Raw genomic sequence first — 15,161 nt, forward strand, 5'->3', positions numbered from 1 at the left:
GGTGAACCGACGGCACCACATTGTGGAGGTGTGCCCTGCCGCCCCTCCTCCGCTACCCGACCGTCGACGAGCTCGGCGCACGGGCCGCGGCGCTCGTCGCCCGCCATCCGAAGGACGCCCGGCTGCGCCGCGCCGGCACCTCCCGCGCGGGACACCCCCTGTGGCTGCTCTCCGTCGGCCACGGCAGCCGCCAGGCCCTCGTCGTCGCCGGCCCGCACGCCAACGAGCCCGTGGGCGGCGGCACCGTCCTCAGGCTGGCCGAGCGCGCCCTGGCCGACCCCCGGCTCACCGTCGAGGCCGACGCCACCTGGAACCTGCTGCTCTGCCTCGACCCCGACGGCCTGCGCCGCAACGAGGGCTGGCTGCGCGGCCCGTACTCCCTGGGCCGCTACTTCCGCAACTTCTTCCGGCCGGGATTCGGCGAGCAGCCGGAGTGGCTGCCCGACGGCGCCGACGCCGCCGCGCTTCCGGAGACCCGCACCCTGCTCGCCCTCCAGGACGAACTGCGGCCCTTCCTCCAGTGCTCCCTGCACGGGGTCGACGTCGGCGGCGGCTTCGTCGAACTCACCCGCGACCTGCCCGGCCTCGCCCGGCGCGTCGCCCACACGGCGGCCCGGCTGCGCATCCCGCGCGAGCTGGGCCCGTACGACACCCTCTACTGGCCCTCCCTCGGCCCCGCCGTCTACCGGATCCCGCCGCCCCGCCGCGGCGACCTGGCCGCCGCCATAACGGAGGCCGCCGTCGAGTCGACCTGGTACCACCCGCACCGGCACGGCACCGTGACCGCCGTCGTCGAGGCGCCCATGTGGGGCGTGGCCGCCGTGGAGGACGGCGGTACCCCCGCGGACGCGCCCGCCGTGCTGCGCACCGTCAGCCACACCCTGCGCTGCGACGCTCGGCTCCTGGAGGGCGTCCTGGCGCGGATCCGCCCGCACGTCTCGGCCGCCCCCGACGCGGCCCGGCTGCTCGCCCCGGTCGAGGACTATTTACTGGTCTGCCCCGGACTCGCCGACGCCTGGGACCCCGACGTCACCGATGGCGGCCGCCCGATGCCCCCGCTCAGCACCGGCCACCTGGCCGCGCTGCGCATCGCCGGACGGCGCCTCGCCCTGCGCACGGCCGGGCTCCTGCACCAGCTCGTGACCCGCGCGGGCACCGACCCCGCCGGCGCGCTGCCGGAACTGGACCGGCTCGTCGACCTGTGGTGCGCCGACTACCGCGACGGCTGCGGCGCCCGCTGGATCCCGGTCCCGCGCCAGATCGAGTACCAGTCCCGGGTCGTGCTCTCGGCGTTCGAACTCGCCGCTCGGGACGCGCCCGTGTGCTCCCGTTCGGGTGAGCCGGGGTGGGGATCCGAGGCCGCCGTGCCGATGCACCGGGAATGACGCACACGATCACAGCGACAGCGGTACGGCGAGCGGCACACCTGGGTCTCACGACGGCGACCGCCCTCCTCCTCGCCGCCGCGGCCCCCGCGACGGCCCGGTCCTTCCCCGGCGACGACCACCTCTACCTCATGGTCACCACCGGCGACGGCCGCTCCAGCGACACCCGCGGCACCCTCCTGCTGTGCGACCCGCCCCAGGGCCACGGCCGTGCCGCCGAGGCCTGCGCCCAGCTGGACGCCGTCGACGGACACATCGACGCCCTCCCGCTCGCCGACGTCTACTGCCCGATGCTCTACGCGCCGGTCACCGTCCAGGCCCGCGGGCAGTGGGACGGCCGACCGGTCGAATACCGGCAGACCTTCTCGAACGGCTGTGTGATGAGGGCGCGGACCGGAGCGGTCTTCGCCCTGGACGGCTGACCCACGTCCCGCGCGGCGGGGTCCGGGGTCACCCCGCCCGCTCGCGCGCGTGCAGCGCCACCGTCACGACCGTGCGGGCCTGATGCTCGATCTGGTGCTCCAACGGCACCCAGCGGGCCCCGAAACGTTCCGCGAAGGAATCGCTCCACGCCCTGACGAGCCGTTCGAGTCGCGGGGCCGCACGGTCGTCGCTCTCCCGGAGGACCCGCAGCAGCATGGCCGCCGCCCGCAGCGGCAGCCGGCGGGAGAACGCGTCCACACTGCCGATGTACGCCCGCGTGTCGTCGGCGGGACGGGTGCGCACCCAGTCCGACGCCAGCCCGGGCACCAGCCCCAGACCCCAGGTGGCGGCCCGCAGCAACGGCCCGCCGGCGCCCTCCAGACGCGGCAGCGCGTCCGTCAGCACCCGCTCCACCGCCCGCGACTGGACCAGCAGCCGGCCCGCCAGCCACCGCATCGCCGCCGCCGGAGCCGGATGCGGAGCCGGATCGTCCACCAGGTCGCTCGCCCACATCGGAACCTCGACCACCGCGGTCAGACCCCCGTAGCGGTGCGCGTGGTACCAGGTGCTGCGCCGCGCGTCGTCCGGCATGCTCGGGTACGCCGCCCCGGCGCCCGGCGCCGGCATGACATGCACCCCGGGCCCGGACGCCGGCCAGCCCGCCGCGTCCGAGGCACCGGTCTCCACCGGAATGTGCAGCTCCGCCGCGGACTTGGCGAACGGCTCGGCGACACCCGGCACGTCCTTCGTCAACTGCACCCAGCTCCCGCCCAGGTCGGTGCCGTGCAGGGTCACCTGGACATAGGGCCGCAGCTCGTCGATCAGCCCGGTCAGGACGCGGGTCTCGGGCGGCAGCCGGTCGGACGGCAGCATCGCGGGCGCCCACTCGGGCTGCTCCGCCCCGGCCGGCCGGAAGAAGCCGAGGTGGTAGTCGAAGAGACTGCGCGGCGCCGGGGTGACGTGCAGGCCCGCCCCGTCGGGATCCGCACACAGCAGGAAGTGCCAGGAGGTGTCCGCCCGCAACTCCCGCTCGGCCAGCACCCGGCGGGCCACCGCCAGGGCCGCGGGGCCGCCGGTCGGTTCGTTGGCATGGGCGCCCGCGACCACCAGGACGGCTCTGCGGGCATGGCCGACCGACAGTACGTGCAGGGGCCTGCCCGCGCGCGAGACACCCACCTGCCGCAGCGTGCAGACGCCGGGCCATTGCGCGGCCGACGCCCGCGCGGACCGGACCAGTTCGGTCACCGTGGGGTAGCGCAGTTCCGGCAGGAGACTCACCCCCGACACGTCCGACCGGCCTCGCAATCCGCAGTACCCCACGGTCCGGTTGAGGTGTCAAGAACGCCTGGGGGGAGCCTCCAGGGGGCGCCAGGAGGCATTCAACGGCAGCAGGCAGGACCGTAGGTGCCGACCGGGCTGCGCACGCCCCCGCGGCCCTGGTGGCGGCCCGGAGTCACCGCTGGAGCAGCCCGCGCCCGGCCGGCGTCAGGAACGCCTCGCCGAGCACCCCCGACAGGGTCGCGAGGACATTCCCCGGCGCGCGACGAAGTCCTGCGCGAGACCTGGCCGCGGACGGCCGCACCGGCCCCGCCCGCCCGCGCCCGGTCAGTCCGCGCCCGGTCAGTCCGCGGCAACCCGCTCCAGCAGCGCCACCGGCGACTCGCCCAGCAGCTCCGCCACGCGCGCGTGCCCGGAGAACTCCCGCTCCGGCACCAGAACGTCACGCCAGACACCCGGAGGCAACGGCAGCACCGTCTCCCGCCAGCCGCCCGCCTGCGCCAGCCGCAACGACAGCCTGGTCACCGCGGTGACCACCTCCCCGGAGCGCGCGAACGCCACACAGTGCGCCGCCGCGGGCCCCTCCGCGGCCAACGGCGTGTACGTCGCCGCGTCGCCGAAGACGTCCGGCCGGCGACGGCGCAGCCGCAGCGCCGCCGCCGTGAGCGCGTCCTTGTCACCGGAGTCCCGCGGCGGGAACCGCACGGCCCGCCGGTTGTCCGGGTCCACCAGTGCCAGGTACCGGCCCTCCGTGCCCTGGTACACGTCGGGCACGCCGGGCATCGTCAGCTGCACCAGGGCCGTGCCCAGCTCGTTCGCCCGGATGTGCGGATCGAGACGGGCGCGCAACGCGGCCACCCGCTCGCCCTGCGGCCCGCACGGCCCGGCCGCGACGAACTGGGCCACCGCCTCCTCGTACGCCGGTTCCTGCTCCGTCCAGCTCGTGTACAGCCCCGCCTCGCGCACGTGCTTCAGCAGGGCCTCCTGCACCCGCTCCGGGGCTGCGGGGCCGAGCCCGAACACCGTCTGCCAGGCCGCCCACGCCAGTTGCGCGTCCGGCACGCCCTCGCCGGTGCGGGTCACCTCGGCCAGCGTGTCCGCCCACCACTGCGGGCACTCGGTGAGCACGGCCAGGGCCGCGCGCACGTCGGCACTGCGCTTGGTGTCGTGCGTCGACACCACGGTTCCCGTCAGCGGCCAGTCGCGCTGCACGCGCGTGCAGTAGGCGTGGAACTCCTCCGGCGGTACTGCCGGGCTCCCGGGGTTCCCGCCCACCTCGGTCGCCGACAGCAGTGGCACATAGCGGTAGAACGCCGTGTCCTCCACCGACTTCGCCCGCAGCGCCGACGCCGTCTGCGCGAACCGCGTCCGGAACTCCACGTGGTCCGGCCCGTCGCCGGCCCGCCCCAGCACCAGATCCCGTACGACGTCGACGGCGCCCGCCTCCTCCGGGACCACGAAGGCGAGCCGGGCCTCGGCCGCGGCCTCCTCGGTGACGACGGAGGCGGCGTCCGAGGAGCCGTAGGGACGGTAGACCTCCATCCGCACCAGGAGTTCCTGGAGCGCGGTGCGCAGCGCCCAGGGCGCCCGGTCGCGCAGCGCCGGCTCCGGGGACGTGGCACACACGCGTGCCGCCACCCTGGTCAGCCGGTCGGTCTCGGCCGCCAGCTCGTGCGTGATCACCTTGTACGCCGCCCGCCGTGCCGTCGCGGCCCAGTCGCCGCCGCGGTCGGTCTGCGGGGCCGCGAAACTCCGGTACTGGCCGAGGAGTTCCCCGAACCCCGCCGGATCCGTGAACAGCCCGTCGATGTGCCTCAGGGCGTCGTACCCCGTCGTCCCCGCCACGGGCCAGGGCGCCGGGAGGTGCTCCCCGTCCGCGAGGATCTTCTCCACGACCGTCCAGCGCCCGCCGGTCGCCTCGTGCAGGCGCCGGAGGTACGTGTCGGGGTCCGCGAGGCCGTCGGGGTGGTCGACCCGCAGTCCGTCCACGACCCCCTCGTGCAGCAACTGGAGGATCTTGCCGTGGGTGGCCTCGAACACCTCGGGGTCCTCGACCCGCACCCCGATCAGCTCCGAGATGCTGAAGAAACGCCGGTAGTTGAGCTCCGTACGGGCCAGCCGCCACCACACCGGCCGGTACCACTGCGCGTCCAGGAGCTGCGGCAGGGGGAGGTCCCCGGTGCCCTCGCGAAGCGGGAAGACGTGGTCGTAGTAGCGCAGCACCTCGCCGTCCACCGTGAGGTTGCCGAGCTCCGCGCCGAGCGGGCCCCCCAGCACCGGCAGCAGCACCTGGCCGCCCTGCACCTCCCAGTCGATGTCGAACCACCGCGCGTACGGCGACTTCGGGCCCTCCCGCAGGACCTCCCACAGGGCGCGGTTGTGGCGCGGGTCCATCGCCATGTGGTTCGGCACGATGTCCGCGACCAGTCCGAGCCCGTGCTCCCGCGCGGTGCGCGACAGTGCTCGCAGCCCGTCCTCGCCGCCCAGTTCCTCGCGCACGCGCGCGTGGTCCACGACGTCGTAGCCGTGCCTCGACCCCGGGACGGCCTCCAGCACGGGGGACAGATGCAGATGCGAGACGCCCAGCGAGGCCAGATACGGCACGGCCGCCGCCGCGGCCGCGAACGGGAACTCGGGCTGCAACTGGAGGCGGTACGTGGCCGTCGGCGCCGACGGGTCGGTTCGCTCAGGTGTCATGCAGACGTACGTACCCCTCCTGCGGCCTTTCGTGTCACCGGGTGCTCCATGTGCGCGGGGCGGGGACGTCGGGACGGGCCCGTGCCGTCGGGACGCGAGGGCGCGGACGGGACCGTCTCGTCGTGACGGCACCGGGTCGTCACGACGAAACGGTCCCGTCCCGACGCCTGGACCCACGGCACGACGGCACGGTCCCGTCCCGACGCCTAGCACGACGGCACGGTCCCGTCCTCCACCCCCGGTGCGCCCGACCTCGTACCCCGGGCGCACCGCACCGACCCTCCCCGCCCGCGTACCCGCCCACCGGAGCGCGGACACACCCCCGGCTACACGGGCCGCTGCAACACCGTCATGCTGCGGTCCACCAGCGTCAGCCGGTCCCCGGCCTGCACCTTCGCCCCGGTGCCCGGCGGCACCCCGTCCGGGCGGGCGGTGTCGACGACGACCTCCCACTGCCGGCCGTGGTTGACCGGGACCACGAAGTCGAGCGTCTTGGGGGAGGCGTTGAACATCAGGAGGAACGAGTCGTCGGTGATGCGTTCGCCGCGGGTGCCGGGCTCGGAGATGGCGTTGCCGTTGAGGAAGACGGTCAGCGCCGAGGCCTGCGCCCGGTCCCAGTCGCGCTGGGTCATCTCCTTGCCCTGGGGAGTGAACCAGGCGATGTCCGACAGCTCGTCGTGGGTGCCCTCCACGGGCCGCCCGTGGAAGAAGCGGCGGCGCCGGAAGACCGGGTGGTCCTTGCGCAGCCACACCATCGCGCGCGTGAAGGCCAGCAGCTCGGCGCCGAGCCCCGTGGCCCCGTCGCCGATCTCCTCCGGCCACTGCACCCAGGCCAGCTCGCTGTCCTGGCAGTAGGCGTTGTTGTTGCCGCGCTGGGTGCGCGCGACCTCGTCGCCGTGACTGATCATGGGCACGCCCTGGGACAGCATCAGCGTGGCGATGAAGTTGCGCATCTGGCGGGCGCGCAGCTCCCGCACCGCGGGGTCGTCGGTCTCGCCCTCGGCCCCGCAGTTCCAGGACCGGTTGTGGCTCTCGCCGTCGCGGTTGTCCTCGCCGTTGGCCTCGTTGTGCTTGTCGTTGTACGAGACGAGGTCGTGCAGGGTGAACCCGTCGTGGCAGGTGACGAAGTTGATCGAGGCCAGCGGGCGCCGGCCGTCGTCCTGGTAGAGGTCGGAGGAACCGGTCAGCCGGGACGCGAACTCCGCGAGCGCGCGCGGCTCGCCCCGCCACAGGTCGCGTACGGTGTCGCGGTACTTGCCGTTCCACTCGGTCCACAGCGGCGGGAAGTTGCCCACCTGGTAGCCGCCCTCGCCGACGTCCCACGGCTCGGCGATCAGCTTCACCTGGGAGACCACCGGGTCCTGCTGGACCAGGTCGAAGAACGACGACAGCCGGTCCACCTCGTGGAACTGCCGGGCCAGGGTGGCCGCGAGGTCGAAGCGGAAGCCGTCGACGTGCATCTCGGTGACCCAGTACCGGAGCGAGTCCATGATCAGCTGGAGGACGTGCGGGGACCGCATCAGCAGGGAGTTCCCGGTGCCGGTGGTGTCCATGTAGTACCGGGGGTCGTCCGTGAGGCGGTAGTACGACGGGTTGTCGAGCCCCTTGAAGGACAGCGTCGGGCCCAGGTGGTTGCCCTCGGCGGTGTGGTTGTAGACGACGTCCAGGATGACCTCGATCCCGGCCTCGTGCAGCGCCCTGACCGCCGACTTGAACTCCAGGACCTGCTGGCCGCGGTCGCCCCAGGAGGCGTACGCGTTGTGCGGGGCGAAGAAACCAATCGTGTTGTAGCCCCAGTAGTTGTTCAGGCCCATGTCGACCAGGCGGTGGTCGTTCACGAACTGGTGGACCGGCATCAGCTCCAGGGTGGTGACGCCGAGCTCGACCAGGTGTTCGATGATCGCCGGGTGCGCGAGGGCGGCGTAGGTGCCGCGCAGCTCCTCGGGCAGCCCCGGGTGCCGCATGGTGAGGCCCTTGACGTGCGCCTCGTAGATCACCGTCTCGTGGTACCCGATCCGCGGGCGCCGGTCGTCGCCCCAGTCGAAGTACGGGTTGACCACGACCGACGTCATGGTGTGCGGCGCCGAGTCGAGGTCGTTGCGCTTGTCGGGCGAGTCGAAGTGGTAGCCGTACACCTCCTCGCCCCAGCGGATCGAACCGCTGATCGCGCGCGCGTACGGGTCGAGCAGCAGCTTCGACGAATTGCAGCGCAGACCGCGTTCAGGAGCGTACGGGCCGTGCGCGCGGAAGCCGTAGCGCTGTCCCGGCATCACGCCGGGCAGATACGCGTGCCGGACGAACGCGTCACTCTCGCGCAGTTCCACCGCCGTTTCCGAGCCGTCGTCGTGCAACAGACACAGCTCTACTCGGTTCGCCGCCTCCGTGAAGACCGCGAAGTTGGTACCGGCGCCGTCGTACGTGGCACCGAGTGGATACGCCTCTCCAGGCCAGACCTGCATGAAACGACTCTTTCAGCTGTCCCGCGCCGCGTGGGGCCCCTAGGCCCCGAGTGTCCCCGAAAGTGATGGAACCACCTATGACTTACGTCCCTCTTACCGATCGACCGGTGCACAGGGCGACGACAGCGACGTTCTGTGCCGAACAAATTGGGGCAGACACATACTCCCGGACATGCCCGGGGAGTAGGGGGAAGATGTGCGCAAGATAGTGCACCGCCACCTCGGGAAGGTGGTGGCAGGTGCGGCGATCGCGGTGGCCGGGACCGCCGTGATGGTCGGGATCACCCTGCCGGGCACCGCGGGGGCGGACGACACAGGGGGCGGCAAGGCGGCCTCGGGCCAGTCCGCGGCACAGGCGGGACAGGGCGCGGACGGGGCCGTGGCGCCCGGCGTCGTCGAACAGGCGCCGGCCGGCGAGGGTGAGAAGGGCAAGGGCCGCGACCCGCTCACCGGCGACGAGATCGAGCGGGTCGAGCAGATCGCCGTGAACCCGCAGCTGCGCAACACCAGTGAGGACGTCGAGGGCGACCGCGGCCCCGAACGCCTCACCGTGGACCTCGCCGACCCGAAGGCCGGCGAACTGGACGACCCGGACGCGCCCCGGCGCGCGAACGTGACGTTCTACGACTACCGGGACGACACCCTCGTCACCAGGACGGTCGACCTCGACAGCGGCAAGGTCGTCGCGACCGGCACCCAGCACGGCGTCCAGCCGCCGCTGAGCAGCGCCGAGTACACGGAGGCCGCGAGCCTGCTGATCGCCGACCCGCTCGGCGCGGACCTGAAGGCCGACTACAAGGACGCCACCGGCAAGGAACTCACCGACCCGAACCAGTTCCTGCTCACCGGCGCCGTGTACCGGGCGGTCCCGGGCGGGCAGCCCGCCGTGCTCGACAAGTGCGGTGAGCACCGCTGCGTGCGGCTGTTCCCGAAGGTGAAGAACGGCCCCTGGATCGACGCCAGGGCCTTCGTGATCGATCTGAGCGCCCGCAAGGTCGCCAAGCTCGAGAGCTGATCGGTCCCCTTCCGTCCACTTTTCCCACCTGCTCCTTCCGCAAGGGAGTCATTTCTTCATGCGTGTCAACAGAATCAGCCGCGCGCGCAGGCACGCGGCCATCGGCGTGTCCGTGGCCGCGCTGGCCGTCGGCGTCACGACCGCCGCGGGACCGGCCGCCGCCCAGCCGAGGGCCGCCGCGGCCGCGGCCGAGTGCAGCACCGCCTACAAGATCGAGCAGAAGCTCGCCAGCGGCACGACCTGGCGGATGTGCTGGCGCTACGACAGCAAGGCCGGCATGGTCCTGGAGGACATCTCCTACCAGCCCAAGGGCGAGGCCAAGGCGATCAAGGTCCTCAACAGTGCCCGGCTCGGCCAGATCCACGTGCCCTACGACGACGGCAGCGTCGAGTACGACGACCTGACCGGCTTCGGCTTCGCGCAGGGCCTGATGAACCTGGACCCGGGCGAGTGCCCCGGCGGCACCATCAAGAAGGTCAAGGTCCCGGACTCCTGGGACCCGGACAACTCGGACGTCAACGGCCTGTGCACGACGACCCGTTCCCGCGGCCACGCCTACCGCATGCAGGGCGACAGCGCGAACAAGGTCTACCAGGCCCAGGGCAAGGACCTGCTCGTCTACTCGGTCAACCAGGTCGGCTGGTACGAGTACATGACCGAGTGGCGCTTCTCGGACGACGGCACCATCACCATGAACCTCGGTGCGACCGGCAGCCTCTCCTACGAGGACTACGACGCCGGCGACGGCCGCGGCTGGCCCATCGGCAAGGGTCCCCGCGCCCAGGCCACCAGCCACAGCCACAACGCCTTCTGGCGCCTGGACTTCGCCCTCGACGGCTCCTCCAAGAACCGGGTCGAGCAGTACGACTCGACGGTCACCGCGGCCGCCCAGGGCCAGCAGGCGGCGACCGTCAAGACCACCCGCACCCCGGTCACCAAGGAACTCGCCGGCGACTCCAAGAGCTACCGCTGGTGGCGCATGGTCAGCGCGGTCGGCAAGAACAAGGACTGGCACCCGCGGTCGTACGAGATCGTCCCGGGGCCCAGCACCAAGTACCCGGGCCGTTCCTTCACCAAGCACGACGTGTACTTCACCGAGTACAACCCGTGCGAGCAGTTCGCCAGCAACAACACCGGTGACTGCGGGGCAGGCGCGGGCAAGTCCGTCGACAAGTGGGTCAACGGCCAGAGCCTGACGCACCCGGTCGTCTGGATGAACGTGGGCTTCCACCACATCGCCCGGGACGAGGACCAGCAGCCCATGCCGGTCCACTGGCAGGGATTCTCCATCGCCCCCAGGGACGTCACGGCTATGAATCCGCTCACTCCGGCCGAGCTCGCGGGGCAGAACGGTCACTGGGAATGGGGTAGTTGAGATTGACCCTGTCCATCCGGCTGCACCGCCGACCGCTCCCGGAGTACCCTTCCTTGATCGTTGGCAAGGGGAGTGCTCGGGGGAGCGGAAGGCGGTGCAGCCGGATGGACACGGGAGGGCTGGAGTTGCCCCCTGGTGACGAGGGTCACGAGGGGAACTCCCCAGACGCCCCGCCCGGCACGGTGTCCCTGGCCCGGCCGATGGACGCGGGAGCGACGATCGGGCCGGAGCTGGACTGGGACGCCGACGCCTGGCGCGAGGTACGGACGCGCGCACAGCGGGCCGGCCGGGCCTACATCTGGCTGAACCTCGTCGAACAGCGGCTGCGAGCCGTCGTGGCCGCTGTTCTGCGTCCCATCTACGAACCCGTCCACGGCCACGACGACTGGGTGGTCGCGGCCGCCGGCCCCGCCGGACAGGAGTGGGTGCAGCGCGCGGTCGCGGTCCGCGAGGTCAGCCGCCGCAAGGGCTATCTGCTCGACCCCGCCGACGACAACGTCCTCAGCTTCCTCACCCTGCCCCAGCTCCGCGAGCTGATGGTGCAGCACTGGCCGTGCTTCGAGCCCTACTTCGACGACCGCCGGGACGTCGAACTGGCCCTGGACGAGCTGGAGGTGACCCGCAACGTCGTCTCCCGCAACCGGGCCCTGTCCGAGGCGGTCCTCGGCCAGGCCGAGCGCGCCTCCGCCAAGCTGCTCGAGATGCTCGGTGCCGGCGGCGACGTGCCGTCAGCGCGCCGACTGCCCGTCGACGCGGTCGAGGACCTGGTCGGCGATCGGTACGCCGACGTGGTCGCCGTGCACCCCGACCGGGTGCGGCTGCTGCGCCAGTTCCCCGCCGAGGACATCTTCGGCGGCGCCCGTCGCCTCGACGCCGTCGGCATCGGCCTCAACCTCCTCGTGCAGAACTTCTCCGGGCGCCGCCTGGTGCGCCTGGCCGAGGCGGGCTGCCGGGTGCGGCTGCTGTTCCTGAACCCGGCCTCCAGCGCCGTCAAGCGGCGTGAGCGGGAACTGGGCATGAAGCGCGGCGAGTTGAGCCGCGCCGTCGAGATGAACATCCTGCACATGCGCCGGGTGCGGTCCCGGCTGCGCGACCCGGGCGCCTTCGAGATCCAGGTCTACGACGACACCCCGCGCTTCACGGCGTACCTCGTGGACGGCGACGGCTCGGACGGCATCGCGGTCGTGCAGTCCTATCTGCGCCGGTCGCGGGGGATGGAGGCACCGGTCCTCGTACTGCGCAACGGCAACCGGGTGGTCAAGGCGGGCGACGTGGACGACAGCGGCCTCTTCCCGACCTATCGCGAGGAGTTCGAGACGAACTGGGCGGATTCGCGGCCGGTGTCCTGAACGTCCCACCGGGCGGGGCGCCAAGCGGAACGCGGTCCTCTGATTGTCAGTGGCGCATGGGAAGGTGGGGACCACTGGGGGAAAGCACCACCGAGGAGGGGGACCGCCCATGGGCTGGCACCGAGAGCTGCTGATCGGCTTCGACCTGGAGACCACCGGCACCGATCCGCGCGAGGCGCGCATCGTCACGGCCGCCGTGGTCGAGGTCAGGGACGGGCAGCCGCTGGGGCGCCGGGAGTGGCTGGCGGACCCGGGCATGGAGATCCCGGCGGACGCCGTGGCGGTGCACGGCATCAGCAACGAGCGGGCGGCCGCCGAGGGCCGCCCCGCCGACCAGGTCGCCGACGCCGTCGCCGACGTCCTCGCGACCTACTGGAAGACGGGCGTCCCGGTGGTCGCCTACAACGCCGCCTTCGACCTGAGCCTGCTCTCCGCCGAACTGCGCCGGTACGGCCTGCCGTCGCTGCGTGAGCGCCTGGGCGGTCTCGACCCGGCACCGGTCATCGACCCGTACACCATCGACCGCTCGGTGGACCGCTACCGTCGCGGCAAGCGCAACCTCGAAGCGGTCTGCACGGAGTACGGCATCGCCCTCGACACCGCTCACGACGCCGGCGCGGACGCCCTGGCCGCGGCCAGGCTGGCCTGCGCGATAGCCGTCCGGCACCCCAAGGTCGCGGGTCTCGGCCCGGCGGACCTGCACCGCCGTCAGATCGAGTGGTACGCCGAGTGGGCGGCGGACTTCCAGGACTTCCTGCGCCGCAAGGGCGACGCGACGGCGGTGGTCGACGGCACCTGGCCGCTGCGCGAGCCGGCCGACGAGACGGTGTGAGAGGGCGTCACCCCGGCAGGTGTCACCCCGGCACGCGTCACCCCGTCGCGAGCCGGACCGTCGCGCGTCACTCCGCCGGCGCGTCCGGGAGCGGAGGGCCCGCGACAGCCTCCACCCGTGGCTTCGCCAACCGCTCGTAGTCGGGCCCCGACATGCGCAGCGACCGGTCGAGCCGCGCGGCGTTGAAGTACAGCCGGGGCTGTTTCACGACCTCCGGATCGGCGACGACCTCCAGTTCGGGATCGAAGCTGAACGGCAGCACCGTGCCCGGGACCGCGCGGGCCAGCCGTTCGGCGGTCTCCGCGTCGCTGAACCCGACGTAGCGCGCGGCGAACAGCGCCCGGACCGCGTCCAGGTCCACCCGCCGGTCGCCGGGGACGACCGCGAGGACGTGGCGGGTGGTCCGGCGGTCCACCTTGACCCGCAGCACGATGCACTTCGCGGCCTCGGAGGCGGGGTGCCCGCGCAGCGCGCACACGGCGTCGGTGGTGCCCTCGGGCGCGTGGTCGATCAGCTCGTAGTCGACGGCGGAGGTGTCGAGCAGGGAGATCAGACGGTCGTAGGTGTCGTAGGCGTCGTCGCCGGGCATCGGGTGTCCTCTTCGGTGGGCTGGACTTCGGTGCGGGGCAGGGCGGTTGTGCGGTGGGCGCGTTCCACGGACTGTCCCCAGTAGGTGCCGGTGATCATCATGACCGCCCCGAGTCCGGTCAGGGCGGTGAAGTGCTCGCCGCCCAGGGCGACTCCCGCCGCCGCGGCCCAGATCGGCTCGGTGCCCAGCAGCAGACTGGCCCGGCTGGCCGAGGTGCGCTGCACCGCCCAGGTCTGGGCGAGGAAGGCGAACACGCTGCAGAACAGGGCGAGGTAGAGCAGCTGCGTCCAGGTCGCCGTGTCGGCGCGGGCCAGGGCCGGAAGGTCGCGGGCGGCCAGGGGGAGGAACAGGACGGTGCCGACGAGGGTCTGCACGGTGGTGAGGTGCAGCGGCCGTACCGCCCGGCCCGCGGTGAGCCGGCCGACGAGGGCGACATGGCCGGCCCGGACGACCGCGGCCCCCAGCATCAGCAGGTCGCCGAGGCGGGGCGCGTGGAAGCCGTTGCCCGCCATGAGGAGTCCGACGGCCAGGACGCACACACCGGCGGCCGCGTAGAACACGGGCGGCAGACCGCCCGGGTGGCCGGTGCGGTCGAGGAGGGGGGTGAGGACGATGGTCAGGCTGATGATGAGCCCCGCATTGGCGGCGCTGGTGTGGGCGACGCCGTAGGTCTCGACGACCAGGACGGCGGCCTGGGTGAGGCCCAGGGGAACGCCCGCCCGCAGTTCCTCACGGGTCCACCGGCGCGGCCCCCGTCCGGGGGAGGCGACGACTCCCAGGCAGGCGAGCGCGGACAGGGCGTAGCGGGCGAAGAGGACCAGCAGGACGGGGAGGGCGGAGATCGCGGTCTGGGCGGAGAGATAGCTCGAACCCCAGACGATCGCGACCAGCAGGAGTACCAGGTCGGTACGGCGGGCGTCGGACACCCACCCACCCTGCACTTTTCCGTCTCTGAAGCCCAGAACCACTCTCTTCAACGATCTTTTAGTTCTCCTACACTGTCGTGATGGACGAACGACAGCTCCGGATCCTGCGGGAGCTCGGCGAGCTGGGCAGTGTCACGGCGGTCGCCGAGGCCCTGCTGGTGACCCCGTCGGCGATCTCGCAGCAGCTCAGGCTGTTGCAGCGGTCGGTGAGGGTGCCGCTGACCGAGCGCGACGGCCGACGGCTGGTGCTCACGGACGCCGGGCAGGCGCTGGCGGGCGCGGCCGTCGAGGTCGAGACGGCGCTGGCTCGGGCCCGGCACACGGTCGAGGAGTTCGTGGACCGGCCCGACGCCGAGGTCTCGGTGGCGGCCTTCCACAGCGCGGGCTCGGCCTTCTTCCCGCTGCTGCTGCGCGCCCTCGCCGCCCCCGGCAGCCCGGTGCCGAGGCTCGCCGACGAGGACGTCCCGCAGGAGGACTTCCCCCGCCTCACCCGCGAGTACGACATCGTCCTGGCCCACCGCCTCGACCACGCCCCCGTCTGGCCGCCCACGGTGACGGCCACGACGCTCCTGCGGGAGCCGCTGGACGTGGCCATGCCCGCCGGCCACCCGCTGGCGGCAAGGCGCCGGGTGACCCCGGCGGACGTGGCCGGCGAACCCTGGATCACCGTCCACGACGGGTTCCCGGTCATGGCCACCGTCGAGGCGATCGCGGCGGCGGCGGGCCACCGCCTGCACCTGGCCCACCGCATCAACGAGTTCGCGGTGGCCGCGGAGGCGGTGGCGGCGGGCGGCGGCCTGGCGCTGATGCCCCGCTGGACGATGCGCCGCCAC

The 15,161-nt window shown here is 72.7% G+C and carries 12 protein-coding genes; 7 read left to right on the forward strand and 5 right to left on the reverse strand.

The features are described from left to right. The first annotated feature begins 20 nt into the window (after window positions 1-20). Together AOJ26_RS11720 and AOJ26_RS11725 are read left to right on the forward strand one after the other, a co-directional pair. A complete protein-coding gene (locus AOJ26_RS11720) occupies window positions 21-1,385 on the forward strand; it encodes a M14 family zinc carboxypeptidase (RefSeq protein ID WP_053848184.1) in 1,365 nt (454 codons plus the stop codon). Next, a complete protein-coding gene (locus AOJ26_RS11725) occupies window positions 1,382-1,807 on the forward strand; it encodes an SSI family serine proteinase inhibitor (protein ID WP_053848185.1) in 426 nt (141 codons plus the stop codon). Before AOJ26_RS11720 ends, AOJ26_RS11725 begins: the two co-directional genes overlap by 4 nt. 28 nt (window positions 1,808-1,835) lie before the next feature. Here the strand turns inward: AOJ26_RS11725 and AOJ26_RS11730 are convergent, their stop codons facing one another. The 3 genes from AOJ26_RS11730 to glgX all read right to left on the reverse strand — a co-directional run bounded on the left by AOJ26_RS11730 (window position 1,836) and on the right by glgX (window position 8,242). Further along, on the reverse strand, window positions 1,836-3,086 hold the full coding sequence (locus AOJ26_RS11730) for a M14 family zinc carboxypeptidase (protein ID WP_053848186.1): 1,251 nt from the start codon (window positions 3,084-3,086) through the stop codon (window positions 1,836-1,838). Window positions 3,087-3,428: 342 nt separating this feature from the next. Next, window positions 3,429-5,783 (reverse strand): malto-oligosyltrehalose synthase, encoded by a 2,355-nt coding sequence (treY, locus tag AOJ26_RS11735; RefSeq protein ID WP_053848187.1) that lies wholly within the window; start codon window positions 5,781-5,783, stop codon window positions 3,429-3,431. Between the two features lie 326 nt (window positions 5,784-6,109). Beyond that, the gene (glgX, locus tag AOJ26_RS11740; RefSeq protein WP_053848188.1) at window positions 6,110-8,242 is read right to left on the reverse strand and encodes a glycogen debranching protein GlgX; all 2,133 of its coding nucleotides are present in this window, start codon (window positions 8,240-8,242) and stop codon (window positions 6,110-6,112) included. Window positions 8,243-8,438: 196 nt separating this feature from the next. On the opposite strand from glgX, the gene AOJ26_RS11745 reads away from it, so the two are divergent. From AOJ26_RS11745 to AOJ26_RS11760, 4 genes are all read left to right on the forward strand, one after another. Beyond that, window positions 8,439-9,257, forward strand: a complete 819-nt coding sequence (locus tag AOJ26_RS11745) for a hypothetical protein (protein ID WP_053848189.1) — start codon at window positions 8,439-8,441, stop codon at window positions 9,255-9,257. Window positions 9,258-9,315: 58 nt separating this feature from the next. Beyond that, window positions 9,316-10,632 carry a copper amine oxidase gene (locus tag AOJ26_RS11750; RefSeq protein ID WP_053848190.1) on the forward strand — a complete coding sequence of 439 codons (1,317 nt, stop codon included), beginning with the start codon at window positions 9,316-9,318 and terminating at the stop codon, window positions 10,630-10,632. A gap of 104 nt (window positions 10,633-10,736) precedes the next feature. Then, entirely contained in the window at window positions 10,737-11,981 is a 1,245-nt protein-coding gene (locus AOJ26_RS11755) for an SAV2148 family HEPN domain-containing protein (protein ID WP_078959853.1), read from the forward strand. A 109-nt stretch (window positions 11,982-12,090) separates the two neighbouring features. Continuing rightward, window positions 12,091-12,813, forward strand: a complete 723-nt coding sequence (locus AOJ26_RS11760) for a 3'-5' exonuclease (protein WP_053848192.1) — start codon at window positions 12,091-12,093, stop codon at window positions 12,811-12,813. Window positions 12,814-12,880: 67 nt separating this feature from the next. Here AOJ26_RS11760 and AOJ26_RS11765 read toward each other — a convergent pair whose 3' ends face one another. Further along, window positions 12,881-13,402, reverse strand: coding sequence for a YbaK/EbsC family protein (locus AOJ26_RS11765; protein ID WP_053848193.1), 522 nt, complete (start codon window positions 13,400-13,402; stop codon window positions 12,881-12,883). Continuing rightward, a complete protein-coding gene (locus AOJ26_RS11770; protein ID WP_053848194.1) occupies window positions 13,363-14,328 on the reverse strand; it encodes a DMT family transporter in 966 nt (321 codons plus the stop codon). The genes AOJ26_RS11765 and AOJ26_RS11770 overlap by 40 nt, the downstream gene beginning before the upstream one ends. Window positions 14,329-14,408: 80 nt before the next feature. Between AOJ26_RS11770 and AOJ26_RS11775 the strand changes: the two genes are divergently transcribed. Continuing rightward, window positions 14,409-15,161: LysR family transcriptional regulator (locus AOJ26_RS11775; protein ID WP_053848195.1), on the forward strand; the 753-nt coding region annotated here is incomplete at its 3' end.

Origin of the sequence: Streptomyces sp. NRRL B-24085, assembly GCF_001282115.1 — a bacterium.
GTDB lineage: Bacteria > Actinomycetota > Actinomycetes > Streptomycetales > Streptomycetaceae > Streptomyces.

What these genes read in the sequence shown, in the direction of transcription:
- treY (WP_053848187.1), bottom strand. Translation starts at nt 5,783, where the DNA reads ATGACACCTGAGCGAACCGACCCGTCGGCGCCGACGGCCACGTACCGC.
- AOJ26_RS11755 (WP_078959853.1), top strand. Translation starts at nt 10,737, where the DNA reads ATGGACACGGGAGGGCTGGAGTTGCCCCCTGGTGACGAGGGTCACGAG.
- AOJ26_RS11760 (WP_053848192.1), top strand. Translation starts at nt 12,091, where the DNA reads ATGGGCTGGCACCGAGAGCTGCTGATCGGCTTCGACCTGGAGACCACC.
- glgX (WP_053848188.1), bottom strand. Translation starts at nt 8,242, where the DNA reads ATGCAGGTCTGGCCTGGAGAGGCGTATCCACTCGGTGCCACGTACGAC.
- AOJ26_RS11750 (WP_053848190.1), top strand. Translation starts at nt 9,316, where the DNA reads ATGCGTGTCAACAGAATCAGCCGCGCGCGCAGGCACGCGGCCATCGGC.
- AOJ26_RS11725 (WP_053848185.1), top strand. Translation starts at nt 1,382, where the DNA reads ATGACGCACACGATCACAGCGACAGCGGTACGGCGAGCGGCACACCTG.
- AOJ26_RS11765 (WP_053848193.1), bottom strand. Translation starts at nt 13,402, where the DNA reads ATGCCCGGCGACGACGCCTACGACACCTACGACCGTCTGATCTCCCTG.